Source organism: Methanococcoides sp., from assembly GCF_030594565.1.
In the GTDB taxonomy this organism is placed as follows: domain Archaea; phylum Halobacteriota; class Methanosarcinia; order Methanosarcinales; family Methanosarcinaceae; genus Methanococcoides; species Methanococcoides seepicolus.
This window is the reverse complement of record NZ_JAUVEY010000017.1, coordinates 1-22235: the sequence shown is the minus strand read 5'-3', so window position 1 is coordinate 22235 and position 22235 is coordinate 1. Positions and strand designations below refer to the sequence as shown.

Annotated in this window: 23 protein-coding genes; 6 read left to right on the top strand and 17 right to left on the bottom strand. The window is 44.9% G+C overall.

What is annotated here, in order from left to right; genetic code table 11:
* Positions 1-1831, top strand: a 1831-nt coding sequence (gene purL, locus QAS77_RS02780) for a phosphoribosylformylglycinamidine synthase subunit PurL (protein WP_305064071.1), incomplete at its 5' end; no start/stop codon positions are given.
* Positions 1832-2054: 223 nt separating this feature from the next.
* On the opposite strand, the gene QAS77_RS02775 is transcribed toward purL, so the two are convergent.
* Together QAS77_RS02775 and QAS77_RS02770 are read right to left on the bottom strand one after the other, a co-directional pair.
* Positions 2055-3233: a cysteine desulfurase gene (locus tag QAS77_RS02775; protein WP_305064070.1), complete on the bottom strand. Its 1179-nt coding sequence runs from the start codon at positions 3231-3233 to the stop codon at positions 2055-2057.
* A 42-nt stretch (positions 3234-3275) separates the two neighbouring features.
* Positions 3276-3413, bottom strand: coding sequence for a hypothetical protein (locus tag QAS77_RS02770; protein WP_250866843.1), 138 nt, complete (start codon positions 3411-3413; stop codon positions 3276-3278).
* A 180-nt stretch (positions 3414-3593) separates the two neighbouring features.
* On the opposite strand from QAS77_RS02770, the gene QAS77_RS02765 reads away from it, so the two are divergent.
* On the top strand, positions 3594-4874 hold the full coding sequence (locus QAS77_RS02765) for a YcaO-related McrA-glycine thioamidation protein (RefSeq protein WP_305064069.1): 1281 nt from the start codon (positions 3594-3596) through the stop codon (positions 4872-4874).
* Between the two features lie 4 nt (positions 4875-4878).
* Entirely contained in the window at positions 4879-5523 is a 645-nt protein-coding gene (locus tag QAS77_RS02760) for a TfuA-related McrA-glycine thioamidation protein (RefSeq protein WP_305064068.1), read from the top strand.
* A 2-nt stretch (positions 5524-5525) separates the two neighbouring features.
* On the opposite strand, the gene QAS77_RS02755 is transcribed toward QAS77_RS02760, so the two are convergent.
* The 3 genes from QAS77_RS02755 to QAS77_RS02745 form a co-directional block, all read right to left on the bottom strand.
* Positions 5526-5963 carry a metal-dependent transcriptional regulator gene (locus QAS77_RS02755; protein ID WP_250866841.1) on the bottom strand — a complete coding sequence of 146 codons (438 nt, stop codon included), beginning with the start codon at positions 5961-5963 and terminating at the stop codon, positions 5526-5528.
* Positions 5964-6021: 58 nt separating this feature from the next.
* Positions 6022-6867, bottom strand: coding sequence for an NAD(+) diphosphatase (nudC, locus tag QAS77_RS02750; protein WP_250866840.1), 846 nt, complete (start codon positions 6865-6867; stop codon positions 6022-6024).
* Between the two features lie 65 nt (positions 6868-6932).
* Positions 6933-8240, bottom strand: coding sequence for an MgtC/SapB family protein (locus tag QAS77_RS02745; RefSeq protein ID WP_305064067.1), 1308 nt, complete (start codon positions 8238-8240; stop codon positions 6933-6935).
* Positions 8241-8410: 170 nt separating this feature from the next.
* On the opposite strand from QAS77_RS02745, the gene QAS77_RS02740 reads away from it, so the two are divergent.
* On the top strand, positions 8411-9838 hold the full coding sequence (locus QAS77_RS02740) for an MBL fold metallo-hydrolase (protein WP_305064066.1): 1428 nt from the start codon (positions 8411-8413) through the stop codon (positions 9836-9838).
* 25 nt (positions 9839-9863) lie between these two features.
* On the opposite strand, the gene QAS77_RS02735 is transcribed toward QAS77_RS02740, so the two are convergent.
* From QAS77_RS02735 to QAS77_RS02705, 7 genes are all read right to left on the bottom strand, one after another.
* Positions 9864-10244 carry a NifB/NifX family molybdenum-iron cluster-binding protein gene (locus QAS77_RS02735; RefSeq protein WP_305064065.1) on the bottom strand — a complete coding sequence of 127 codons (381 nt, stop codon included), beginning with the start codon at positions 10242-10244 and terminating at the stop codon, positions 9864-9866.
* Between the two features lie 82 nt (positions 10245-10326).
* The gene (locus QAS77_RS02730; protein ID WP_250866836.1) at positions 10327-10983 is read right to left on the bottom strand and encodes an MBL fold metallo-hydrolase; all 657 of its coding nucleotides are present in this window, start codon (positions 10981-10983) and stop codon (positions 10327-10329) included.
* On the bottom strand, positions 10983-11558 hold the full coding sequence (locus QAS77_RS02725) for a DUF1847 domain-containing protein (RefSeq protein WP_250866835.1): 576 nt from the start codon (positions 11556-11558) through the stop codon (positions 10983-10985). The genes QAS77_RS02730 and QAS77_RS02725 overlap by 1 nt, the downstream gene beginning before the upstream one ends.
* A 32-nt stretch (positions 11559-11590) precedes the next feature.
* Entirely contained in the window at positions 11591-12457 is an 867-nt protein-coding gene (locus QAS77_RS02720) for an ATP-binding protein (RefSeq protein WP_250866834.1), read from the bottom strand.
* Positions 12454-13368 (bottom strand): ATP-binding protein, encoded by a 915-nt coding sequence (locus QAS77_RS02715; protein WP_331522006.1) that lies wholly within the window; start codon positions 13366-13368, stop codon positions 12454-12456. Before QAS77_RS02715 ends, QAS77_RS02720 begins: the two co-directional genes overlap by 4 nt.
* Positions 13307-13681, bottom strand: a complete 375-nt coding sequence (locus QAS77_RS02710) for a NifB/NifX family molybdenum-iron cluster-binding protein (RefSeq protein ID WP_250866833.1) — start codon at positions 13679-13681, stop codon at positions 13307-13309. The genes QAS77_RS02715 and QAS77_RS02710 overlap by 62 nt, the downstream gene beginning before the upstream one ends.
* Positions 13682-13698: 17 nt before the next feature.
* Positions 13699-14097 carry a NifB/NifX family molybdenum-iron cluster-binding protein gene (locus QAS77_RS02705; RefSeq protein WP_250866832.1) on the bottom strand — a complete coding sequence of 133 codons (399 nt, stop codon included), beginning with the start codon at positions 14095-14097 and terminating at the stop codon, positions 13699-13701.
* A 159-nt stretch (positions 14098-14256) separates the two neighbouring features.
* Here QAS77_RS02705 and QAS77_RS02700 point away from each other — a divergent pair, with 159 nt between their 5' ends.
* Positions 14257-15054, top strand: a complete 798-nt coding sequence (locus QAS77_RS02700) for an undecaprenyl-diphosphate phosphatase (protein ID WP_250866831.1) — start codon at positions 14257-14259, stop codon at positions 15052-15054.
* Positions 15055-15175: 121 nt separating this feature from the next.
* Here QAS77_RS02700 and mtbA read toward each other — a convergent pair whose 3' ends face one another.
* The 5 genes from mtbA to pylS form a co-directional block, all read right to left on the bottom strand.
* Positions 15176-16210 carry a methylcobamide:CoM methyltransferase MtbA gene (gene mtbA, locus QAS77_RS02695; protein ID WP_250866830.1) on the bottom strand — a complete coding sequence of 345 codons (1035 nt, stop codon included), beginning with the start codon at positions 16208-16210 and terminating at the stop codon, positions 15176-15178.
* Positions 16211-16416: 206 nt separating this feature from the next.
* Positions 16417-17196, bottom strand: coding sequence for a 3-methylornithyl-N6-L-lysine dehydrogenase PylD (gene pylD / locus QAS77_RS02690; protein ID WP_305064064.1), 780 nt, complete (start codon positions 17194-17196; stop codon positions 16417-16419).
* 5 nt (positions 17197-17201) lie between these two features.
* Entirely contained in the window at positions 17202-18290 is a 1089-nt protein-coding gene (gene pylC / locus QAS77_RS02685; RefSeq protein WP_250866828.1) for a 3-methylornithine--L-lysine ligase PylC, read from the bottom strand.
* Position 18291: 1 nt separating this feature from the next.
* On the bottom strand, positions 18292-19344 hold the full coding sequence (pylB, locus tag QAS77_RS02680; protein WP_305064063.1) for a methylornithine synthase PylB: 1053 nt from the start codon (positions 19342-19344) through the stop codon (positions 18292-18294).
* A 10-nt stretch (positions 19345-19354) separates the two neighbouring features.
* A complete protein-coding gene (gene pylS, locus QAS77_RS02675; protein WP_305064062.1) occupies positions 19355-20605 on the bottom strand; it encodes a pyrrolysine--tRNA(Pyl) ligase in 1251 nt (416 codons plus the stop codon).
* Between the two features lie 515 nt (positions 20606-21120).
* Here pylS and QAS77_RS02670 point away from each other — a divergent pair.
* A partial coding sequence (locus QAS77_RS02670; protein WP_305064061.1) for a threonine-phosphate decarboxylase occupies positions 21121-22235 on the top strand: 1115 nt, incomplete at its 3' end.

Here is a 22235-nt window from a genome sequence, read left to right as displayed (position 1 = left end):
TGCTCGCCCAATAGCACTTATGGACCCGTTGTATTTCGGTCCTCTGGACACCCCCAAGAACCTTTACCTTTTTGAGCACATCATTGAAGGTATCGCAGGTTACGGTAACTGCATTGGTGTTCCTGTTGTCAGGGGTGAAACATACTTCGATGAATCATACAGCGGAAACCCTCTGGTGAACGTTGTTTGTGTAGGTCTGGCACGCGAAGAGAACATCGTGACCGCATGTGCACAGAAAGCAGGCAATAAACTTGTCCTCATAGGTTCGACCACAGGCCGTGACGGTCTTGGCGGTGCATCCTTCGCGTCCCGCGACCTTTCAGAAGAAGCTGAAGCAGAAGACCGTCCCAGTATACAGATCGGTGACCCATTCACCGAAAAACTTGCGATCGAAGCAACCCTGGAAGCTATAGGCGCGGGCTATGTTCTCTCATGCAGGGACCTTGGTGCAGCAGGGCTTGCAGGTGCAAGTTCTGAAATGGCATCAAAAGGTAAACTCGGTATGCGTCTTGAAGCTGACAAGGTTATCCTCAGGGAAGACGGCATGACCCCTTACGAGATCATGATCGCCGAATCTCAGGAACGCATACTAATGGAAGTCGAACCTGAAAATGTCGATGCTGTCCTTGCGATCGGAAAGAAGTACGATCTCCATGCAAGCATGATAGGTGAACTTACAGAACGTCTCTATTATACTGTTGAGTTCGAAGGTGAAATGGTAGCTGACATTCCGGTAATGCTGCTCACCGAAGGTGCGCCAACGTTCGAACGCCCATCCACTGCTCCTCCAGAGCGTGAGATCGGTGAAAAACCAGACCTTCCTGCAGACCTGAAAAAGGTCGTTCTCGATATCCTCTCCTCCCACAACATCGCTTCAAAAGAATGGATCTATCGCCAGTATGACCACGAAGTGCAGATACGTACCGTGGAAAAACCCGGTTCCGATGCAGCAGTTCTTCGCATAGGCGATGGAAAGGGACTTGCCATGTCATGCGGATGCAACCCGCGCCATACACTCCTTGACCCGTACGAAGGTGGAAAAGGTACAGTCCTCGAGAACAGTATGAACCTTGCAGTAAAAGGTGCAGAAGGTATCGCACTCGTGGATTGCCTGAACTTCGGAAACCCTGAAAGACCGGACATCTACTGGCAGTTCAAACAGGCCATCCTCGGTCTCGGTGACGCTGCAAGAAGCCTGTCTATTCCGGTGGTCGGAGGGAATGTCTCCCTTTACAACGAAAGCGGGGAATACGGAACTGCCATCGCACCAACACCGTCCATTGGTCTTATCGGCATCACAGGTGAACTCAAAACAGTTCCTCAAAGCCACTTTGCAGGGGAGGGCAACACCATCATCCTCGTGGGCAACACCCTTGATGAAATGGGTGGCTCGGAATATTACAACATGGCCGGGCTAAGGCTCAACGGTCATGTGCCAAAGGTAACCGATGATTCAGTAAAGGTCATTGAAACGCTCATCAATTTGGTGAGGGATGGAAATGTAGTGGCTGCTCACGATGTATCTGCCGGTGGTCTGTCTGTGGCACTCTCAGAGATGTGTGACTCCATCGGTGCAGATATCGATCTAAACTCTGTAGGCGACAATCTGCGTGCAGACGATATCCTTTTCTCCGAATCCCATGCAAGAGCAATTCTTGTAACATCCTCTCCGGAAAAGGTAACAGAAATGCTTGCCGATGTACCTCATATTGTCATTGGAACAGTAGGCGGTAACAACCTGAGCATCAAAGGTGACGGATTCGATATTTCACTCTCCCTTGAGGAGATATCAGATGCAAGGGCATCTCTTACAAAACTGATGATGGAATAATTTCCATTATCTTCTTTTTTATTTTAGAATTTTATATTGAAGTTCTATTTTTGTAAAACTTTATCCTTTTTGTCATCTACCTTAAAACGTTTCCACTCTATGTCTTTATTTATATGACGAATAGAATTTAATACGATCTCAGGTGGGAATTGAGTTTGAAAAAAGAAGATGATCTACCTTATATGGTCCAAGGTCCTGCCATCCATAAAAGAATATGCTGGCTTCATGCCAGCATTGTGATCTGCTCAACCCCTTTTATCAAAGAATCTACCTCTTCTTTGGTATTGTACAGGGCAAATGAAGCCCGTACGGTACCTTCGACACCGATCAGGTCCACTGATGGCATGGCGCAATGGTAACCGCTTCGAACACATATATTTCGGGTCTCATCAAGGATCATGGCGACATCATGCGGGTTCATGCCCTGCACATTGAAAGGCACGACTCCGGTCCTGTCCTTTGGTCCGTATACCTCCACTCCCTCTATCTCTGCAAGGCGCGTTGCAGTATCCTGTGCCAGCTCTTTCTCATGTTTCTCTATGGCTTCCACCCCAATGTCCTTCACATATTCCACGGCTCGTCCAAGACCTATGACCCCTGGGATATTGGGGGTCCCGGCTTCGAACTTTGATGGGGATGGCTCAAGCTCATAACTTTCAGTGGTCACTGCATGAACGGTTCCGCCACCTACATAAACGGGCTCAAGGATGTCCGGGTCCTTTATGCAAAGCACGCCAGTCCCCTGTGGTCCGAGTAATCCTTTATGACCTGGGGTAATGAAAAAGTCACACCCGATATCTTTGATGTCCACTGGCATATGTCCGGCAGACTGTGAGCCGTCAACAAGTGTCAATACATCGGATCGGTGTGCTATCTGAGTTATCTTCTTGACATCCCTGACAGAACCGAATACATTTGAAACATGGTTGACACTTACCAGTCTTGTTCTGTCCGTAATGGCTTCATCGATATCCTTTGGATCGACACGTCCTTCCCTGTCCGATCCGACGACTGTGACTTCAACCCCCTGTTCTCTTAGCCTCATCCATGGGAGAAGATTTGAATGATGTTCGACAACAGTTGTCACCACATGGTCGCCAGTTTCCCATTTCAGTCCAAGTGATACCATATTGATACCTTCAGTGGCATTTTTGGTGAATATGGTCCCCTCTGGCCCAGTGTTCAGGAATTCAGCAACTGTATCCCTCGCATCCTCATAATGGTCAGTGGTCTGACGGGCAAGCCTGTGAGCTCCCCTGCCATGATTTGCAGCATATTTGAAAAAATAATCGTTCATGGAATTGACGGCTTGTACCGGTGTCTGAGTTGTGGCGCCGCTATCAAGGTAGATTACTTCCTCAAGAACTGGGAAATCTTTGCGTACAGAAAGAATATCATACATATTCGTTTCATACGCAAGATTGCTAAAAATAGGTTTTGCAGCTTATTTAGATAGAAATCCACCGAGCATGAAATTGCAAAGTTCCCGCTCATCAGCATCCAGTCTTTCAGTGGTCTGACCACTTACAACCGCAAAGTACCTGTCTTCTCCATTTCTGGCAGATATATCATCTATTCTCATGATATTTCTCATAATTTAATTCCTCTTGTCTCTTCAATTCTAGTTATAGAATTTGACCTGCATAGCAGAGCCAAACTCTCAATAACGAGTTAATATTATTTATGTTTTTCGATTGAAATAAGAACTTTTGTGTTGTTATTGTCGTAAGGAATATAATGTTGCAAAAGAGTTCCCCTTACCATGTGTCACATCCTGATCGATCGATCATTGCAATATATAGAAGGTACGCAGCGTGTTCTCGATGAGGGAGCTACTCTTGAGAATACGCAACCTCATCTTAAAAGAATAGGTGTCACCAGGATCGCAAGCATAACCGAGCTTGATCGTATCGGAATACCTGTTTTTTCAGCTATAAGACCTTCCGCAGCAGATGGTGCGATATCCATCTATTCCGGTAAAGGAGCTTCAGAGGCACAGGCAAGGATCTCGGCCATGATGGAAAGCTTCGAAAGATGTCTTGCTGAACGTGTGAGTGTAAATGCGGATATCGATGAAGAGATCACAGCAGATGAATTTATCGAGAGCTCAGATAAAGCAAGTGAAGGGTATGAGCTACTGGACGTAGATTCTTTACTTCTCTTTGAACCGATAGCCTCTGATAAACTGGTCGAATGGACCAAAGGCTGGGATATGTTGCAGGAGAAGGAGATCTATGTTCCCTCAAATGCTGTCCATCACCCATACGATTCACCGGGAATGTCAGCAAAACTTTTCCGAAGCAATACCAATGGACTTGCTTCCGGTAACGTTATCGAGGAGGCCATTCTCCACGGCTTGCTTGAAGTGATCGAACGTGATGCTCTGAGCATATCTGAGTTTAACAGGAATCCCGGCAAGGAACTCGTTCTTACTGAAAATGATGGTATCAACTATGAGCTCGTAAAGAAGTTCGAAGATGCCGGTGTGCAGATAAAATTATGGTATCTGGGACATGATACCGCTGTCACCACCATCGTAGCGGCTACCGATGACCTTGAACTGAAAGATGCCGCATTGCTTGTCATGGGTGCAGGCTCCCATCTCAAGCCGGAGATCGCTGTACGAAGGGCGATCACAGAAGCTGCACAATCAAGGGTCGTACAGATACACGGTGCACGTGAGGATACTGACAGGGAATCATTTGTGAGGCAGATCGGATATGACCGCATGAAAAGGATGAACCGGTTCTGGTATGATGAAGGTGAGTCCATAACTATCGATCAGATAAATGATATTTCCGCATCAACTCCTGCTGAGAACATTGATGTGGTCCTCAATGAGCTACGTAAAGTTGCAGACAGCGCAATAGTGGTGGACCTCTCCCGTGAAAGTATAGGTGTTCCTGTGGTGAGGGTCATCATCCCCGGATTCGAACAATATACCCTTGACCGCGAACGTGTGGGTAAACGTTTAAGACAAGGTCGCAAGTCCTTGGCTTCATCTGAAAAGCCCTGGAAGAGAAAGTTCGGGCGTAACAAGTGATACCATGAGAGCAGTTGTATTTGCAGGTACAAGTATCTGCCATGAAGATGCAAAAGCCATACTTGATGCTGTCTATCTTCCTCCTGTGGCAAGGGGTGATGTGGATAAGGTCATGTCCCAGGGCTATGATATCATCGGTATCATCGATGGCATGTTCTTCGATAGGGCTGCCGTTGCACACAAAGAGATCCTCCATGCAATGAAGAAAGGTATCACCGTAGTAGGTGGTTGCAGCATGGGGGCGCTACGTGCATCTGAACTTGATGTACATGGCATGATAGGTGTCGGCAAGGTCTATGAATGGTATCGTGACGGTATCCTCGAGTCTGACGATGAGGTGGCTGTCACCACAAATCCCGAAACCTTTGAACCTGTATCTGTTCCCCTTGTTAACATCAGGGAGACCTTACAGGCAGCATGCGATGAAGGTATCATCGATGAGAGTACCCGTCTCTCTGTGCTTAATATAGCAATGGAGCTGCACTATCCTCTCAGAAGTTATCTTGGTATTGTGAAAACAGCGGTTGATAAAGGTGTAATTCCTGAAAAAGAGCCGTTATTGGATTATTGTCTGAACAACGAGACCGATGTCAAAAGAGCTGATGCGATACTCGTTCTTGAAACCATAAAAGAGCTTATGAATAAGTAAGCTCATGCGTGGCCTTCGTGGTCAAGTCCGCAGCCATCATGTTCTATCCTGCCACAGACCCCGAACGTTGGATGTCCCATTGAATTGCAGATTGCATCAATGGCATCCTTTGACACAAAACCTTCAAAACGTGCAACCTCTTTACAGGATTCTTCCGGTGAAAGTCCATAATGGTTTAACATAAGGCTCAAAATACGGTGTCTTCTAAGAATGAAATGTGTGTATTCCTTCCCTTTCTCAGTAAGGCTGACACCTCTGTAAGGTATATGTTTCACATATCCTGTGGAATCCAGTTCACTGATAGCTTTCGTTGTCGTTGAGGGATCTACTTTCATGTGCCTGGAAATATCCGTAGTTCGCACATTATCGCCTTTCTCAAGCAGGAATTTCAGGTACTCTATCTTTTTCGGAGATAGCTCAAGCCCTGTAATGTTCTCCATAGACCTGATTGATCCCTTCTTTATTTAAAATTTGCGTACATACCAAAAATTGGCATTCTCATTTTGGACCATGCTTTTCAATGAACAGCTCGATGAGCGACCCCGTAATGCTTCTTTTCGAAGGGGGTGTGGGGATCTTATCTATGGGGAACCATTTTGCATCCTCTATCTCATTGGCATCTATCTCTATATCTCCGCTTTCATAGGTCGCAGTGAATCCTATCATCAAAGAGGAAGGAAATGGCCAGGGCTGGCTCCCAAAATATGAAAGTTCCTTTATGGATACACCAACCTCTTCTTTGACCTCCCGGTGTACTGCGTGTTCTATGGTCTCCCCGGCTTCCACAAATCCTGCAACAAGGCCGTACATACCTTCCTTGAAATGATGTGACCTTGCCATGAGCAATTCCTCTTCCTTTTCTATAAGGACCACAACAGCAGGACTTATCCTTGGATATGCTATATGTGCACAACTACCGCATTGCATCCCTGTTTCTTCGGGCACATAATGTGTGAAATTTCCACAGAGCCCGCAGTATTGGTGTGTGCGGTAGAAATCTGCCATCTGTACCGCTCTTGAAATGATGCCAAGCATCTCTTCATCGATGATGCCATACAGATCATTCAGTTCAAGGAATTCCATATCCTCGAACTCTGCTCCTTCCGGTATTTCAAAACAATGGCAGGGTATGTCACCAAGCGTTCCGATGTAGATGACCTCTGTACTCTCAAGAACACTTCTTTCAGGGATGTACTTAAAATATTCTTCAGCATCGATACCGTTCTCGACCAGCACCTTCCGGCTTCGTACCGGGAAATATAGGGCTTTGCCTTCTGAATTATCTTCCAAACCGTGAAATTCGAGTTCTTCGGTAGCAAAAGAAGGATTATAATATGGTTTCATAGATTCACACCTGTATGGCTCATAGAAGCCCGGTCTCTGGACTATAGCCTTTCGGTAAAAGCTCCTTAAAGGCCGGCAAGATCGAAGTAGCTCCAGAGGTAGAGCACGACCGTTCCAACTATTGCTATAAGGACAAAGGTATTCCTTGAATGGTAATAAAGTTCCTTTGAACCTGACACTCTTATAAGCATTATCTTATTAAGGGTGCTGATGATCCCTGCCATCACAGCGGTCTGGGCAGCCACAGTATAGGGAACATTGCCTGTAAAGGCCAATGTTGCAACGGATGCTACAACAGCGGAACTGCTTACCAGTCCTCCAAGTGCTGTAATGTAGATACCGGTACTTCCTGCAAACTCTCCTGCAAGACTTGTGATCACCAGAAGGATGGAGAACAAGGCGCCGAACTTGAAGGCAGGTTTCAATGCGAACGGTGAACCTATTTCCAGTGGTTCTGTCATTATATCATAGCTCTCCCTTCGTATAGCTATGACGGCTAGAACAATAACAAGCATCGCGAGCTGTGGGGGGATCATTGCCAGCATTGTTTTCCCTGTTGGATCGACTATCAATGCAATAAGAGTGTTACTGATTATCATTGATATGTTTGACATGAGGATGCCGATGTAAAGGGCATGTATAAGGCTGGACTGTTTCTTCGACAATGCAGCCAGTGCAGCAGTAGTGGCTTCACTGCTAACAAAACCTCCGAAAAGGCCGGAATAGGACATCCCGCCTTTGGTACCGAACCTCTTGAGCGATACATAGCTGATGAATCCTATGAACATGACCAGGACTACAATGAGTATGGCGGATTTAAGGTTCAGTACGCCCATTACTGGCTCTTCCGGCATGAGTGGGTATAGAATAAAAGCAACTGCAAGGAACTGAACCCCATTGAGGATCTCATCATCTGTAAGATGCTCGGCAAAAGAATGCAAAGGTTTCTTCTCGATAAGCAGGAACGTGATTATAACTCCTATAATGATGGCAAAAAGATAATGTCCCATTGCTACAAGCATTCCCAGAAGATATGTCAGAAAAAGGGCGATGGAACTTGTCATCCCCAGTTTGCCACTGATCATATATACTCTGTATATCAGGAAAAAACATGATGTTGCAATGAGTACTGTGGTTATTTGAAGGATCATTATGTCTATTAGTTGGGCTACAAATGTAGCAACCATACCACAGATACATACTATTGCGAAAGTACGTACTCCTGCAAACACTTCCTGGTCCTGACGGTGGTGTTCACGTTCAATTCCTATAAGGATGCCTATCATTAAAGACAGCACGACCTTTGTGAGGAAATCGTAGAGTATAGGGTCTATGCCCAGATCAAATGCCAGCACTGTAACGCCCCTCTTCATAAATGTTCATATTATCAGTTTTCCGAAAGAACAGACATCTATATTCTCTCATGTGCTTTCCTGTATCTTACTAATATATATCTCATGAACCTTTATATTATTTTTTAACATTTGTTACTTGTTCCCAATATTAATTTTTATAAATTTTAAATGAAGGGTGGGGTTGTAATTTGATAGTTCAGCAGGTATTCATAACAGGAATAGCTCACAGTTCCTATTTGCTTGGCGGCGAGAAATTCTGTGCAGTGATCGATCCGTCCCGGGATGTCGATGTATATATCGATATGGCCTTTGATATGGGATGGAAAATAATCCACATACTGGAAACACATCTTCATGCGGATTTCATCTCCGGGCATATGGATCTGATGCAAAGGATTGGTGCGGATATTTTTGTTCCCGGTTCTGCAGGGTGTGAATTCGATGCAGTGGGTGTTTCAGAGGGCGATATATTCGAGATCGAGGATATGTCCATTCGAGTAATGGAAACTCCCGGTCACACTCCTGAACACGTTTCCTATGTGGTGACCGACCGCACAAGGGGGGCTGACCCTGTGTGTGTTTTTTGCGGTGACGCTCTTTTTGTTGGGGATGTGGGCAGGCCTGATCTGTTCCCTGGAAAAGCTGATGAACTGGCTTCAGAACTCTATGATAGTCTTCATGACAAACTTCTCTCTCTCCCTGATTTTTGTGAGGTATACCCTGCACACGGAGCAGGCTCTCTCTGTGGCAGGGCAATGGCTGCAAAAAGAAGTTCTACCATCGGTTATGAACGCCTTTACAATCATGCTCTCAACATCGGTGAAAAGGCCGAGTTCATTTCATCCTTGACCAATGAGATGCCTCCTACGCCGGATCACTTCAAACGTTGTAGTAAAGTGAATGCTATGGGTCCCGTTCTTCTTTCGCAGCTTGGGCATGCTGAAGCGTTACCTCCTCTTGAGTTCAAAAAAATAAGTGAAGATACTGAAAATATAGTTATTGATACCAGGTGCTATGAAGCATTTGGTGGCAGGCATATTCCGGGTGCATACAGTATTGATATTAACAGCAATTTTGCAACATTTTCGGGCTGGCTTTTGCCTGAGGACAGGACCATTATGTTGGTGGTTGATTCTCCGGAGCAGGTGAGCCAAGCATCCCTTTGGCTTCACAGGGTAGGACTTGACAGAATTGGATATTTCCTTGAAGGTGGAATGGCCGCATGGTCCCTGGCTGGTCTCTCAACGCAACATGTTTGCCAGCTTTCAGCTGAAGAGCTCCATGACCTTCTCTTCAGTGGTGAAGAACTGGTACTGATAGATGTAAGGTCGGAAGCAGAACACCGGGAAGGACATATACAAAACTCTATCAATATCCCTGTTCATGAACTGCGGAATTCCCACAAAGACCTTGATCCCGATACAAAGACCGTTGTGATATGTGGAAGTGGTCAGCGTTCAAGTATGGGTGCCAGTATCTTACAGCAGAATGGATCTAGTGATGTCTACAATGTAGCTGGCGGAATGACTGGTTATAATGCTGCAGGCTATGGGCCTGAATGTATTATGTGTTCCCTCCCCTGGACAGGTTCAGGTGACAAAAATAAAATAAAATAAAATAAAAAATAAAAAAATAAAAAGGTCACAATTGATTCTTTGTCATTCCAAGGCCGTGTTCCTTTTCAAAATTTATGGTCTTTGGCTTGTAGAGCTTTCCCGCTTTCCACGATGTGATGGCCTCCTGCACAGTTTCATCAGCACCCACGAATATCTCTATCCCGTTCTTGTCAAGAAGGTCAACGATCTTCTGTCCGACACCTGAACAGAGGACAATATCCACTCCTGCATCTTTTAGCAGTTCGGGAGGTCTCCCTTTTCCACCCATATGTACGCTTGTATTCTTAATTATCTCGACAGTTTCGGTCTCAGTATCATATATGGTATATGTAGGGGCTTTTCCAAAATGAAGTTCAACGTAGTCCTCTAATCCTCCGGTCTCTGAAGATGGTATGGCAACTTTCATATTTTCAACTCTTCATATCAATATGGAAAACCTAAATGATATACCTCACTAATGCTCTGCTTATTCAGGATATGGGCATCATTCAGATGGTTATACGATAGCCTGCTTCAATATGAACAAAACTTTTCTTATACTTCTCTTTAATGGCATCAATGTTCGATGTACAGTGTCCTGCACCTATGAGTTCGAGATCCTGCATCGCTTCAATATCCTGACAGTCGTGTAATCCTCCGATGATGCCACGAACATTTCCAATTGAAGATGCAACCTCTATTATCGCTGATAAGCCGGGATGTGCACAGCCGCTTATGATATAGACGCCTTTGTCAGTATCCAGCAATAGTGCCTGTTCCTTGATGCTGTCTCCCAGTTCTCCGGTGGAATATACTCCTTCTGCGATCTTGCACATTCCGTTTATCTCATTGAGTTTTGCACGCTTTTGTATCTCGTTCTTGAGCTTTTTAGAGAACGATGCCAATGCGTATACCTTTATTTCGGGATTCGCATTCAGAACAGCCGGTAATCCTCCGATATGGTCCCAGTGCTGGTGAGATAATAGCAGAATATTGTATTCTCTTATATCGATTCCAAGAGCTGCCATGTTCTCTAACAAAAGCCCGCCATCCCAGCCGGTATCGAACAAAATCTTCTGTTCATCAGTCTCGATGGAACAGGAAAATCCCCAGCCTTTTCCCAATCCTCTTCCGGCATTGTTGTCATAGACAACAGTGATCTCCATTATTGCTTCCCCATTTCAAATACGTTCTTCATATAATATTTTGAATAAAGGGCTCCTGCGGGGTTGTGTGCAAGTACCCTGTCCTTAACGATGAATGTTGTAACAGGTGCTTCACTGTACTTGTTGAAAAGTATGTCGTGACCAAGACACAGGCCAATTATGATGTTCAGTTGTGTCCCTGCACGGTTCAGCACATTTGCCTGGGCTATAGGGTTGCAGGCTATCTCTATACTTTCTTCCCGTATCTTATCCAGTCCATAGGTATCTTTCTCCACGCCACATACCTTGCAACAAACAGATTCCACTTTAAGGTGTTTCTCCATTATCTCACAGAATGACTTCGCTTCCTTTTCAAGCCCTATGCAAAAAGCAACTCCGATTCTTTCATATCCAAGTTCTTTTGTAAAAAGGAGAATCTCTTCAAGCCTTGTTTTCTGCATGTAGTATTTTGCTTCTATTCCTGAAGCAACTTTCATGATCTCAAGGTCCTCGCCTTCATAATCTGCAAGAATCTCCTTTGGGGCACAATTCTTCCCCTGGTAACAATCCTTACTGTCACAATCAGCACATCTCATATTATCATCTCGTTTAAATCAGTGAGGTTCCTTTACTGTTTCTCAAGCTCTGAAACAACACGTTCCCATAATGCTTTGATCCCTTCTGAAAGAACATTCTTCCTGTATTCAACAACGGTTGTCTCTTCCCTCATTGCCATATTGGGCGATGGGTCATAAGGAAGCTTTCCTGCAACTTCTATCTCTCTTTTGTGACAGAACTCTTCTATTTTCCCTGCGTTCTTCTCATTGATATCGTACTTGTTGATGCAGACAATGGAAGGAATGTCGAAGTGTTCTGTAACCTGCAAGACCCTTTCGAGATCATGCATCCCTGATAAGCTGGGTTCGGTCACGATCAATGCAAGGCTAGCTCCTGTTATTGTTGCAAGTACAGGGCAACCTGTGCCGGGTGGGCCGTCCGTTATTATAAGTTCGGCTTTATTTTCCAGTGCTATCGAACGTGTACGTTCTTTGACAGCACTTACAAGTTTTCCGCTTGCTTCTTCCCCAATCTCCAGTTCTGCGTGGACCATTGTTCCATGGTCAGTGATGGATGAATGAACATCGCCTGATCGGCTTTTGATCATATTTATAGCACTGGCTTTGCAAACATATTCACATACTCCGCAGCCTTCACATTTATGTTGATTTACGATCAGGTCATCATCGATAGCATTAAATTTACAGGCAGTTTGACATTTGTAACATTTGATACATCTGTCAAGGCATATTTCTGCTTTATCCATGCCATAGAAAGGGTTCGTTTCTACAATCCTTGGTCTTAGAACAAGATGAAGGTTCGGTGCATCGACATCACAGTCAGCTATCACTGCATTTTGTGCCATTGCTGCAAATGAAGCTGTTATTGTGGTTTTACCGGTTCCACCTTTTCCACTGATAACTACGAGTTCCTTCATGCCAGCTCCTTTTTGTTGACTATTCTCTCAAATAAATTAGTGAATCTTTCTTTCCACTCAGGCATTTCCTCAACAAAGGGAATTCCATCTGAATATAGTTCTGCAATGCGTTTATTGAGGGGTATTCTCATTAGGACCTCAATGTTTTCCTGATCGCAATATTCATCTATGATACAATTTTCTTGTTCACTTCGGTTTATGATGACTCCGAATGGTATATTCATAATTTTTACCATTTTCACTGCAAGTTTCAGGTCATGTAATCCAAATGGAGTTGGTTCTGTTACGAGTATACAGTGATCCGTATCTTCTAATGTGGTCATAACAGGGCACCCAGTTCCAGGTGGGGAATCGATTATTGTTGGAATTCCCGGTTCAATGCTTCTCTTTAGTTCAGTTATGACCGGGGATGCCATGCTTTCTCCAATATTTAGTACTCCTTCATAGAGCATGGGGTGATCTTTCTTATTGGAGGATCTGCTGATGATGCCTGTAATCTTTTCCTTTCCGGAAATGGCATTTTCCGGGCAAGCTAGAATACACCCTCCACAGCTGTGGCAGAGAGTTGGGAATAGGATAACTTTTTCTGGTAGGGTCGCAATTGCATTGAAACGGCACATTTCGGAACATTTTCCGCAGTGTGTGCAAAGTTCCTCATCGATATTCGGAACAGTGATCTTTGATTCAGCGATGCGCTCCAGTTCTTTGTTCAAAAATAGATTGCAATTGGGTTCTTCGACATCGCAGTCGATCAGCTGTGCATCAGGTATTGAAAGTGCAAGGTTTACGGCAACGGTGGTTTTACCGGTGCCGCCTTTTCCACTTGCGATAGCAATTTTCATATGTGTTTCAGTGTTGGTCTTCATCATGCCCATGGCCCTGACAGACATTTTCGCTGGTCGGGTTGACAAGATTTCCTTCTTTCCAGTCATTGATAGCTGTCTCCACAGTTCCCTGTGCACCGATAAAAACATCAATTCCATATTCATTGAACATGTCTACAGCTTTTTGTCCAAGGCCGCCACAAAGCATTATGTTCACGCCTTTTTTTGAGAGAAGTTCTGGTGGTAATCCTACACCACCATTATGCTCGCTTGTGTTTCCCACTATCTCTACTAAGTTGTGCTCAATGTCCATCACGGTGTATGTAGGGACCATTCCAAAGTGCTGACCTACCATATCATCTAATCCGCCATTATTTGCAGAAGGTACGCATATTTTCATTTTATTTGCCTCTTATTTTATTTTGGTCCAGAAAGTTCTGGTCTCGATCCTGAGTTAACTTTGTGTTGAGCAGAAGTGTTGGCATCCTCTATAATGCTTAGCTGTCCTTCTACATATTGTACAACTGTGTCTTCGACTGCACCATTGATGCCTGTAAATACTTTAATTCCAGCTGCATTCAGTACTGCAAATGCATTTGGTCCAATATTTCCTGTGAGAATCGCATCAATATTAAGGCCTATCAATGCCTGTGCAGCCTCTATTCCTGCACCTCCTTCTGCCAAAGGCCCTGGGTTTTGAAGAGTCTCAAAGTTCATGGTATCATCATCTACAATGACAAAGTAAGAACATCTGCCAAAACGAGGGTCACACTGGCTGAAAAGGTCAGTTCCTCTGGATGTTATACATATTTTCATTATTTCTCACCACTTTGATCTTAATGTATTGTGCACATAGATGAGAAATTATTTAAACTTATTGGGATATATTTATATATTTATTCCCAATGGGAGTAATAACTCTTCTTTTACCAAACAACGGATATTACTTATACATATGAAGTCTGATTACTTCTCATGTTATCCCTCTCTGAAGCTATCATTCTTGGCATTGTACAGGGTCTGGCAGAGTGGCTCCCAATAAGCAGTGAAGGTATGACCTCGCTTGTTATGGTCACTTTCTTTGACCGTTCCCTTTCTGAAGCCATTCCTATCTCTATCTGGCTTCATCTGGGAACATTGCTTGCAGCTACTGTTTATTTCAGAGATGATGTGAAAAAGCTCCTTTCCGGGATACCTGATTATGTTCGTAGCTTTTCTAAAAAAGAGCCTCATGACCCGATCATCAGTTTTCTCCTTATCTCGACGGCACTTACAGGGATCGTGGGACTTCCTTTGGTATTGTTCGTCACCGACAAGGCTGAGATGTCCGGTGGCTCTGCAACAGCTGTGATCGGTATAATGTTGATAGTTACAGGTCTTCTACAGAGGACTATCTCAAAGGACGTATCACTTTCCAGAGTTCCCGGAATGTCAGATTCTTTGGTCTCGGGGGTTGCACAGGGATTTGCAGCAATCCCTGGAATTAGCAGATCCGGTATCACGATGTCCGCACTATTGCTGCGTAAATTCGATGCTGCGGATGCCATAAGGTTGAGCTTTTTCATGAGCATCCCTGCTGTCCTTGTGGCAGAGATAGGAGTTGGACTGATGGATATGGTCGAACTGGATGTCTATTCTTTTGTAGCTCTGTTCTTCGCTTTTGCTTTCGGTCTGGTCACCATCGACCTGTTCCTTAAAGTTGCGAAGAAAGTAGATTTCTCTTATTTTTGCATCGGGCTTGGGGTTCTGAGTGTTCTGGCCATTTTCCTTTAATGTCAGCCTTCAAAAGGCAAAGCTCAGGGTTAAACAAGTTTTGACCGTCTAAAAAAAGAAAGAAAAGAAAAAGAATTGGACTTATTAAGTCCAATTCTCTACTTTTCAGAATATGGTATGATTAGTATTTGTAGCTCTTTGCTACTTCGATCATTGCACGAAGGTGTGCCGTTGGGGTCTGGCTTACGATACCGCATCCAGGTGCGAGAAGTCCCTTGCCGTCGAGTTCCTTGAGTACTTTTTCGGACTCTGCTGTGACTGTCTCAACATCTGTGTTCCAGAGACAGTTTACTGGGTCGAGGTTACCGACAATGAGTGTTTTCTCTACTTTTGATACAGCAGTTGCTGCATTTACATTCTGGTCAACACTGATCGCGTCTATGCCTGCGGTCTCCATGATCGCAAGACCTTCGGTTGTGTCACCACAGACGTGGAGAACTACAGGAACATTGCGTGCGTGCATTGCTTCAACGAGCTTTGCATGGAATGGTACAACGAATTTCTTGTAGAATTCTCCGCCAATGAGCTGGTAGCTTGCTGTTGGGTCGATGATGGACAATGTGTCTGCACCGTTGTCGACCTGTGCATTTGCGTATGCGATCCCGAACTCGGTTGTGAACTCCATGATCGCAAGACCGTAATCGCCCTTTGTCATGATGTCCATGAACCAGGAGTCTCCGGTGATGTGCTGTGCAAGAGAGAAAGGACCGATCATACTGCCGATGATTGGAAGCTCATTTCCATACTTTTCAGCAAGGATCTTGACGGACTCGAGGATAACTGAGATTCTCTTTGATGAGTCAGTTACATCGTAGCCTTCGAACTGCTTGAGGTCATCAAGGCTGTTTACAACGTGGTTGATGACGGATGGCTGCTGTACTCTTGTACCGTCCTTGATGCCACAGCCGAAGAACTCAGCTTCTGCGGTGATGTCGAATGGGACACGTACAGCTTCGAATCCGACTTCTGTGTGTCCAGCTTCTGCAAGTCCTGCAAGCATTTTAGCGTCATAGTTTGCTTCTGGCCAAGATATTCCGGTTGCGTCCATCTGGTCTACGGTACCGGTCTGTGTAACACAGATAGCTGGCATCCTGTCAACTTTCTCGGTCTGATTAAGTACAGCTGCTAATCTTGTCTTTGGTGTGTATTCAGTCATTTAAATATTCTCCTATTGATCAATCCTTTATAATCACTAAAAAGGTACTTAGGCTATGTACTTAGCATATATATACCTTTTTATTTGGAAAAAACGCTTGCAATAGTCGCTTTAGACAAGTTTTTTGGTTTTGTCCTGTCAAAGTTTTCTTTGAGTTTTTTGCAAGCTTTCTTCCCGTTTGTGAACGTGAAATATTCCTCTCTTTTTCAGAACACTGAATAGAGCATTGCTGCGGCACCTATGACCAGTGGTTCCATGACCAGGTCGATATCACCGTTCTCAGCGAGTTCGGGTGGAAGCGCGCAGGGTATTCCCGGAGTCGATACAAGACATCTTTCTGCGATCATTCCTTCTGATATTGTATTGGCGTTAGGGGTAGCCTCAAAGACCATGGAGAACTGTTTGGGTCCGTTCATATCATAAGCGTTCACTCCAAGCTCTCCAATTGCCTTTTCCATGAATTCGGTGTTCGGGTCATAGGCATATACATTGAACCCTTTCTTCACCAGATGTTCGGCACCTGCGTAACCTACACGGCCAAGGCCGATTACCAGCACATCCTTTGATCCTGCATGGATGAACCTTGAGGCTATCTCTGAATAGATCACACCTGTGCATACATGGTTGGCCGCTACCTTTCTGCTTTTCAGGTTGTGGGCGATGAACATGTGGTCATCCGCCATTAGAAGTATGTCCGCACCATCGGAAACTGCCTGATGATACCCGGTTATGTCGGGATGGTCTGTAATATAACCTTCAAGTCCGAAATATTCGGTTATTGCGAGCAATGATGAAGAAAAATTGCCTATTATCCCATTGCCTGCTGTTATGGGCACTATTGCAACCTTTTGCGAGGCTGGGCGTGTGCCATAGACCTCTTCACATATTTCCGTGATACTCTTTCCGGTAGATGCCTTGATCGTTTCATTGCTCTGTCTAAGTTTGTTCAAAAGATCTTCCAGATCCTCAGGTGTTAATAATGCCATAAAACTCACCACTCCCCATTAAAATGATCCTCGATCCGCATTATGCCTCTGCTGCGGACCTCTTCTGTACTTTCTATATCCTTGCCCCTTGAGATAAGGGTGAATACATCGTTCTCCCCACTTGAATGGAATATCTCAAGGTTCTCTTCCTCATAGAATAGTTCGTATCGCTCGCCCATGGAGAGTATGTGCTCTCCCGCAGGTATCAATCCTGAACTATCCCATTTCAGATGTTCGAAGATACAATATCCTTTCTCAGGCGCCTTTTCTATCTCGGTCACACCTTCGGTGAACGCCTGCATCAGTAATGCGACAAGGTTGATTCCACTTGAATGGTAGACTGCCGTAGGTGTCTGGCTTGGGAAACGTGCATCTATCTCAAGGACCTTCAATCCTTTTTCAGAAGCAATGGCTTCCACATCCATGATACCCTTAAGGTTAAGCCCTTGGGCAAGCTTGTATGATATTTCCCTGAACTTCGGGTCATGCTCTACCGGGGTTATCCTGTGACAGTCATAAGTATCATCGATATGCACCTTCGTTTCCTTCACTACTGCAAAACGTTTTCCATCCCCGATGATCTCAAGTGAGATAACATCGCCTTCAAGGTACTCCTCAACAAGCATATCCGGTCCGACATCGGCAAGTTCGCTATCATCATAGATTATGCGTGTGCCAATACTGCTGCTCTCGCAGGGTGGTTTTACAAAATAAGGTGGTTGCGAAGGTCTGTCGCCAGGGGTCGGTATGTCGATGGAAACAAAATATTCCTTCGAGCGCTTCTTATCCATGCTGATGTGATACGCATCAAAATCAAAAAGAACAGGGCAATCAAGCTTGTTGCTGATGTCCCTTATAAAGTTCAGTGTATCAAGGTTCTCATTTACCGGAATAATGGCATCGACATTCTTTGATATCTCGATGAACCTGTCCGGTTCCTGGGTTATGTCAAAGCAGAAAAGCTCATCAACAACATTGCAAATAAGGGGCTTCTTGTTCCTGTCTATCAGAACAACTCTCATCCCCGCTTTCTTCGCAAGATATGTCACTTCGAAGCCCTGAAGTTTCCCCCCTATAAGACATACTGTCGTCATCCTATTGCCCCAACAACTTCTCGAAATCGCTTTGTTCGGCAGGTTCCATTCCCATTGTCTTCAGACGGGCGACAACGCTCTTAACATCCCTGTCCCTCTCGGCATGTTCTCTGTCGTAGTTCACAACGCCTTCAAGGGCTGAATTGGATGAGATTATGGAGGTGACCACATTGGCACCGGAGTTTAGCCTGTGCACCATTCCGTCAATACCTTCAAGGTCCAGTGATGCCGGAATGAGCAGGTTTGGATACATCAATCGAAGTATTGAGATCATCTTGAGTTCCGCTTCACTTCCCTCAACATCCTTTCCTTCCAGGGGTGTGCCCTTTTGAGGCAGGAATGTCATGACCCTTACCATATCTGGATCGGATGTTCCAAGTCCTCTAAGTGAGATAAGGGTTGATTCTATGTCCGGTTCCACTGCTGTCAGTATGCCGTCCTCAACGCAATAACCTATCCTCTTTGCATGGTTCCTGGAGTTGATCCTCTCTTCAAAGGATTGTTCCACCCTCAGCTTTCCATAAAGGTCCTTATCATAGGTCTCCTGGTATAGTGCAAGGAAGTCTGCCCCGTTCTCCTTCAACAGCATAAGGGTCTCATTATCAACAACTCCCGGGGATACCATTATTGGTTTTCCTACTTCTTCCTTCACTGTTCTGACAAGTTCTACCAGACGTTCAGGATTGTTATGGAAATAGGGGTCCTCTCCCATGGTGAGGTCTACCATGTGTATCTCTTCTGTCTTGAGGACCTGGCATATCTTCTTTATGTCCTCAAGTGTCAGGCGATACCTCTCGATGTCATTCTCACGGTTGTAATAGCAGAAAGCACAATTGTTCTTGCAGTGTGTGGAAAAGTACACGAAACTGTACATGAACACTTTGTTCCCGAAGAAATTATCCCGTATGTGGCGTGCCACATAATGCAGTTTTTCTATTTCAGAAGGATCGCTTATCTGCAGCATTTCCCTGAGGTTCTCATCGGAAATCTCTGATCCGGAAATTATCTGCTCAGCATAGTCTTCCAGATCATTTTGGTCCATTTTCTCAAACAAGATGTTCACCTCATAGATTCGTATTGATCCCGTTGTAGTATAGTTCAGAACGGCTTGCACGGCGTATGTTCGTGTAGTTGTGCCTGACCTTTAGCAGTCTTTCAAGACCGAATCCGGCACCTATCCACGGTTTATTCACGCCCCATTCCCTGTCAAGCGGCACCGGTCCTACAACTGCGGATGACAGCTCAAGGTCGCCATGCATGATGTCAATGGTATCTCCATAGACCATGCAGTTGTCAGCCTCGATCTCATATTCTATTCCAATATGCTCAAGGAACTCATCTATGAGCGCTTCAAGGTTCTCTCTTGTACATCCTGATCCCATCTGGCAGAAGTTCACCATCGTAAACTCTTCCAGATGGCTGCTACCATCCGATTCTTTGCGGTAGCATGGTCCTACTTCAAATATCCTTATAGGGTCAGGAAGTACCTTGTCAAGCTTGCGCAGGTAATTGTAAAGACATGGTGCCAGCATAGGTCGAAGGCACATGTTCTCATCAACGCGGTATATCTGCTTGTGGAGGTGGTCATCCTTGTCTATACCCATCCTCTCAATATATTCGAAAGGTATCATTATGGGTGATTTTATCTCAAGGAATCCCCTGTCCACGAAGAATTCGGTTATCGTCCTCTCAAGTTTGCCAAGACGGTCTTCCCTGTCTTCTTCGTACATCTTCTTAAGGTCGTCACGTCGCCTCTGTATCAGTTCTTTCTCGAGCACCTTGAACTCAGGCAACTCGCCCTGGATGGGTATCTTGTCATCAGGGGACATCAGGGTCTTCAGTCTCTCGATCTGTGAAGGGGTGTACTTAACCTCTGGTACTTTCACTTCATCTTTTACGACACTTGTAGAAGGAGTTGGTATTGAGTTTGACACACTTGCCTCCTTAGGGCTGGGTGTAGAAATGGAAACGGATTTAATGACAGCCGCTTTTGGCTTTTTTGGGACCTGTTTCTTCGGACTGGAGAATACGCTGACAGCCTGCCTTTTCTCTTTAAAGGTCTTCTTAACAAAACGGGCTATCTGCTCATCTGCCGGACGACAGCGTTTGCAGGGTTTGCGATATTTGTTATGCCTTAATGATCTTGCAGAACGGCTTGACCTGGAATTTCTCACAGTGAACCTTGCACCACAGTCGGTCTCAATGTGAATATGTTTAGTGGTTATCTCAAAATTCCTTATCCCATGAAGCAATCCGCTTCGCGATAGCCATACTCCGTTGAGCTCTACTAGAACGTCCAGTAATTGCTTTTCCATAGTTCTAGGCTCCTATTGCGAAACACTTCATTCTATCATCTTCCTTTTAAAAATTGATGGGTGTCCATCATCATAAATAAAATATAATGTCCTAATGGAAAGCCATGTCCATTTGGCGGAAACTCCGGGAATCTAACCCGGCTGAACGGATTTAGAGTCCGTTCGATCTACATGATCAAGTCTCCATGTAGTTATGGGAACATCGGCTTTCCTGACATAATGGCAAACACTCTGTATAAGGTCATACATGTGCCACCACGTTTGTAGTATCTTTGATAGATGCGGTCCATATTTAAGAATTTCGGGCTAATCGATAAGACATCTTGTAATATTGCCTATGAAGCATTTATGGTGATGATCATATATTGAAAGGGAATTACTGATCAATGTGCCTATTCTCCTCGTTTTTGTATCTTATTGTGCTATTCAGTAATTTGTTTGTCATCTCTCCTAAAGCAAACTTTACATAACTTAATATATGTTTTCTTCCTATCTTTGCACGATAAAGCGTGGCGATGAATGTGGACAAAAAAATCAATTTACCCCTCAAAAAGCACATAATCGGTCTTGTGCCTGCATCCCATGGCGGTCTTGTCCGCAAGGCTTCGCAGGAATACGGGATCGCTGAATCTGATATTATCGATATGAGCGCAAGCCTCAATCCGTATGGCAGCCCGTTCGAACATCCCGAATACGGTCTTGACCTCAAGGCACTTTTTATCAGTGCAAGGGACGGGATGTACAATTATCCTGACAACCGCTATCTCGACTACAGGGAAGCTGCAGCCGGTTTTCTGGGCGATGGGATAAGTGCTGATAACATCATACCCGGTAATGGCTCATGTGAGACCATCCGTCTTGTTGCAGAATGCATGATCAATAGCGGTGATGTTGTAGGTATTCCGCAGCCAACTTTCGATGAATATGAGCAGCAGTGCAGGATTATGGGTGCCAGTATCCGTTATTTTGAGCATGAAGGGCTGATGGATATTGCCGACGAGGCACTAAAGGATGTAAAGATCCTTTTCGTATGCAATCCAAATAATCCTACTGGCAAAATACTTTCAAGGGATTCCATCCTTGAACTTGCCAAAAGGTGTGAGATGAACTCCACCCTATTGTTCGTCGATGAGGCGTTCAGTGAACTTGCCGACCCGTCCCAGAGCGTCGCGGACGTGGCAGCCACTAATAACCATTTATTTGTCCTCCGTTCCCTTACCAAGAACTTCGCGATCCCCGGTATTCGTCTGGGTTTCGGTGTTGCATCCCTGGAGATGGCAAAAGCACTCAATACTGCCCGGCTATCCTGGGATCTGGGCTCAGTGCCTGATGTTGTAGGTACTGCTCTGTTGAACATGGAGGGCGGTTGCTACAGTAAATATCTCGTGGCATCTCGTGAAATGATCGCAGAAGAGCGGGAATATCTCATAGAACGCCTGTCCGGGATATATGGGTTCGAACCGCTTCCAAGTACTGTCAATTATGTTCTTGTGGACATAAGGGAACTTCTTATGGATTCCCAGGAGCTGACATCCCGTCTTGCTTCTCATGGTATCCTTGTGAGGGATTGTAGTTCCTTCTACCTGCTTGACAATGACTATATCAGGATCGCGGTCCGCACAAGGGGGGA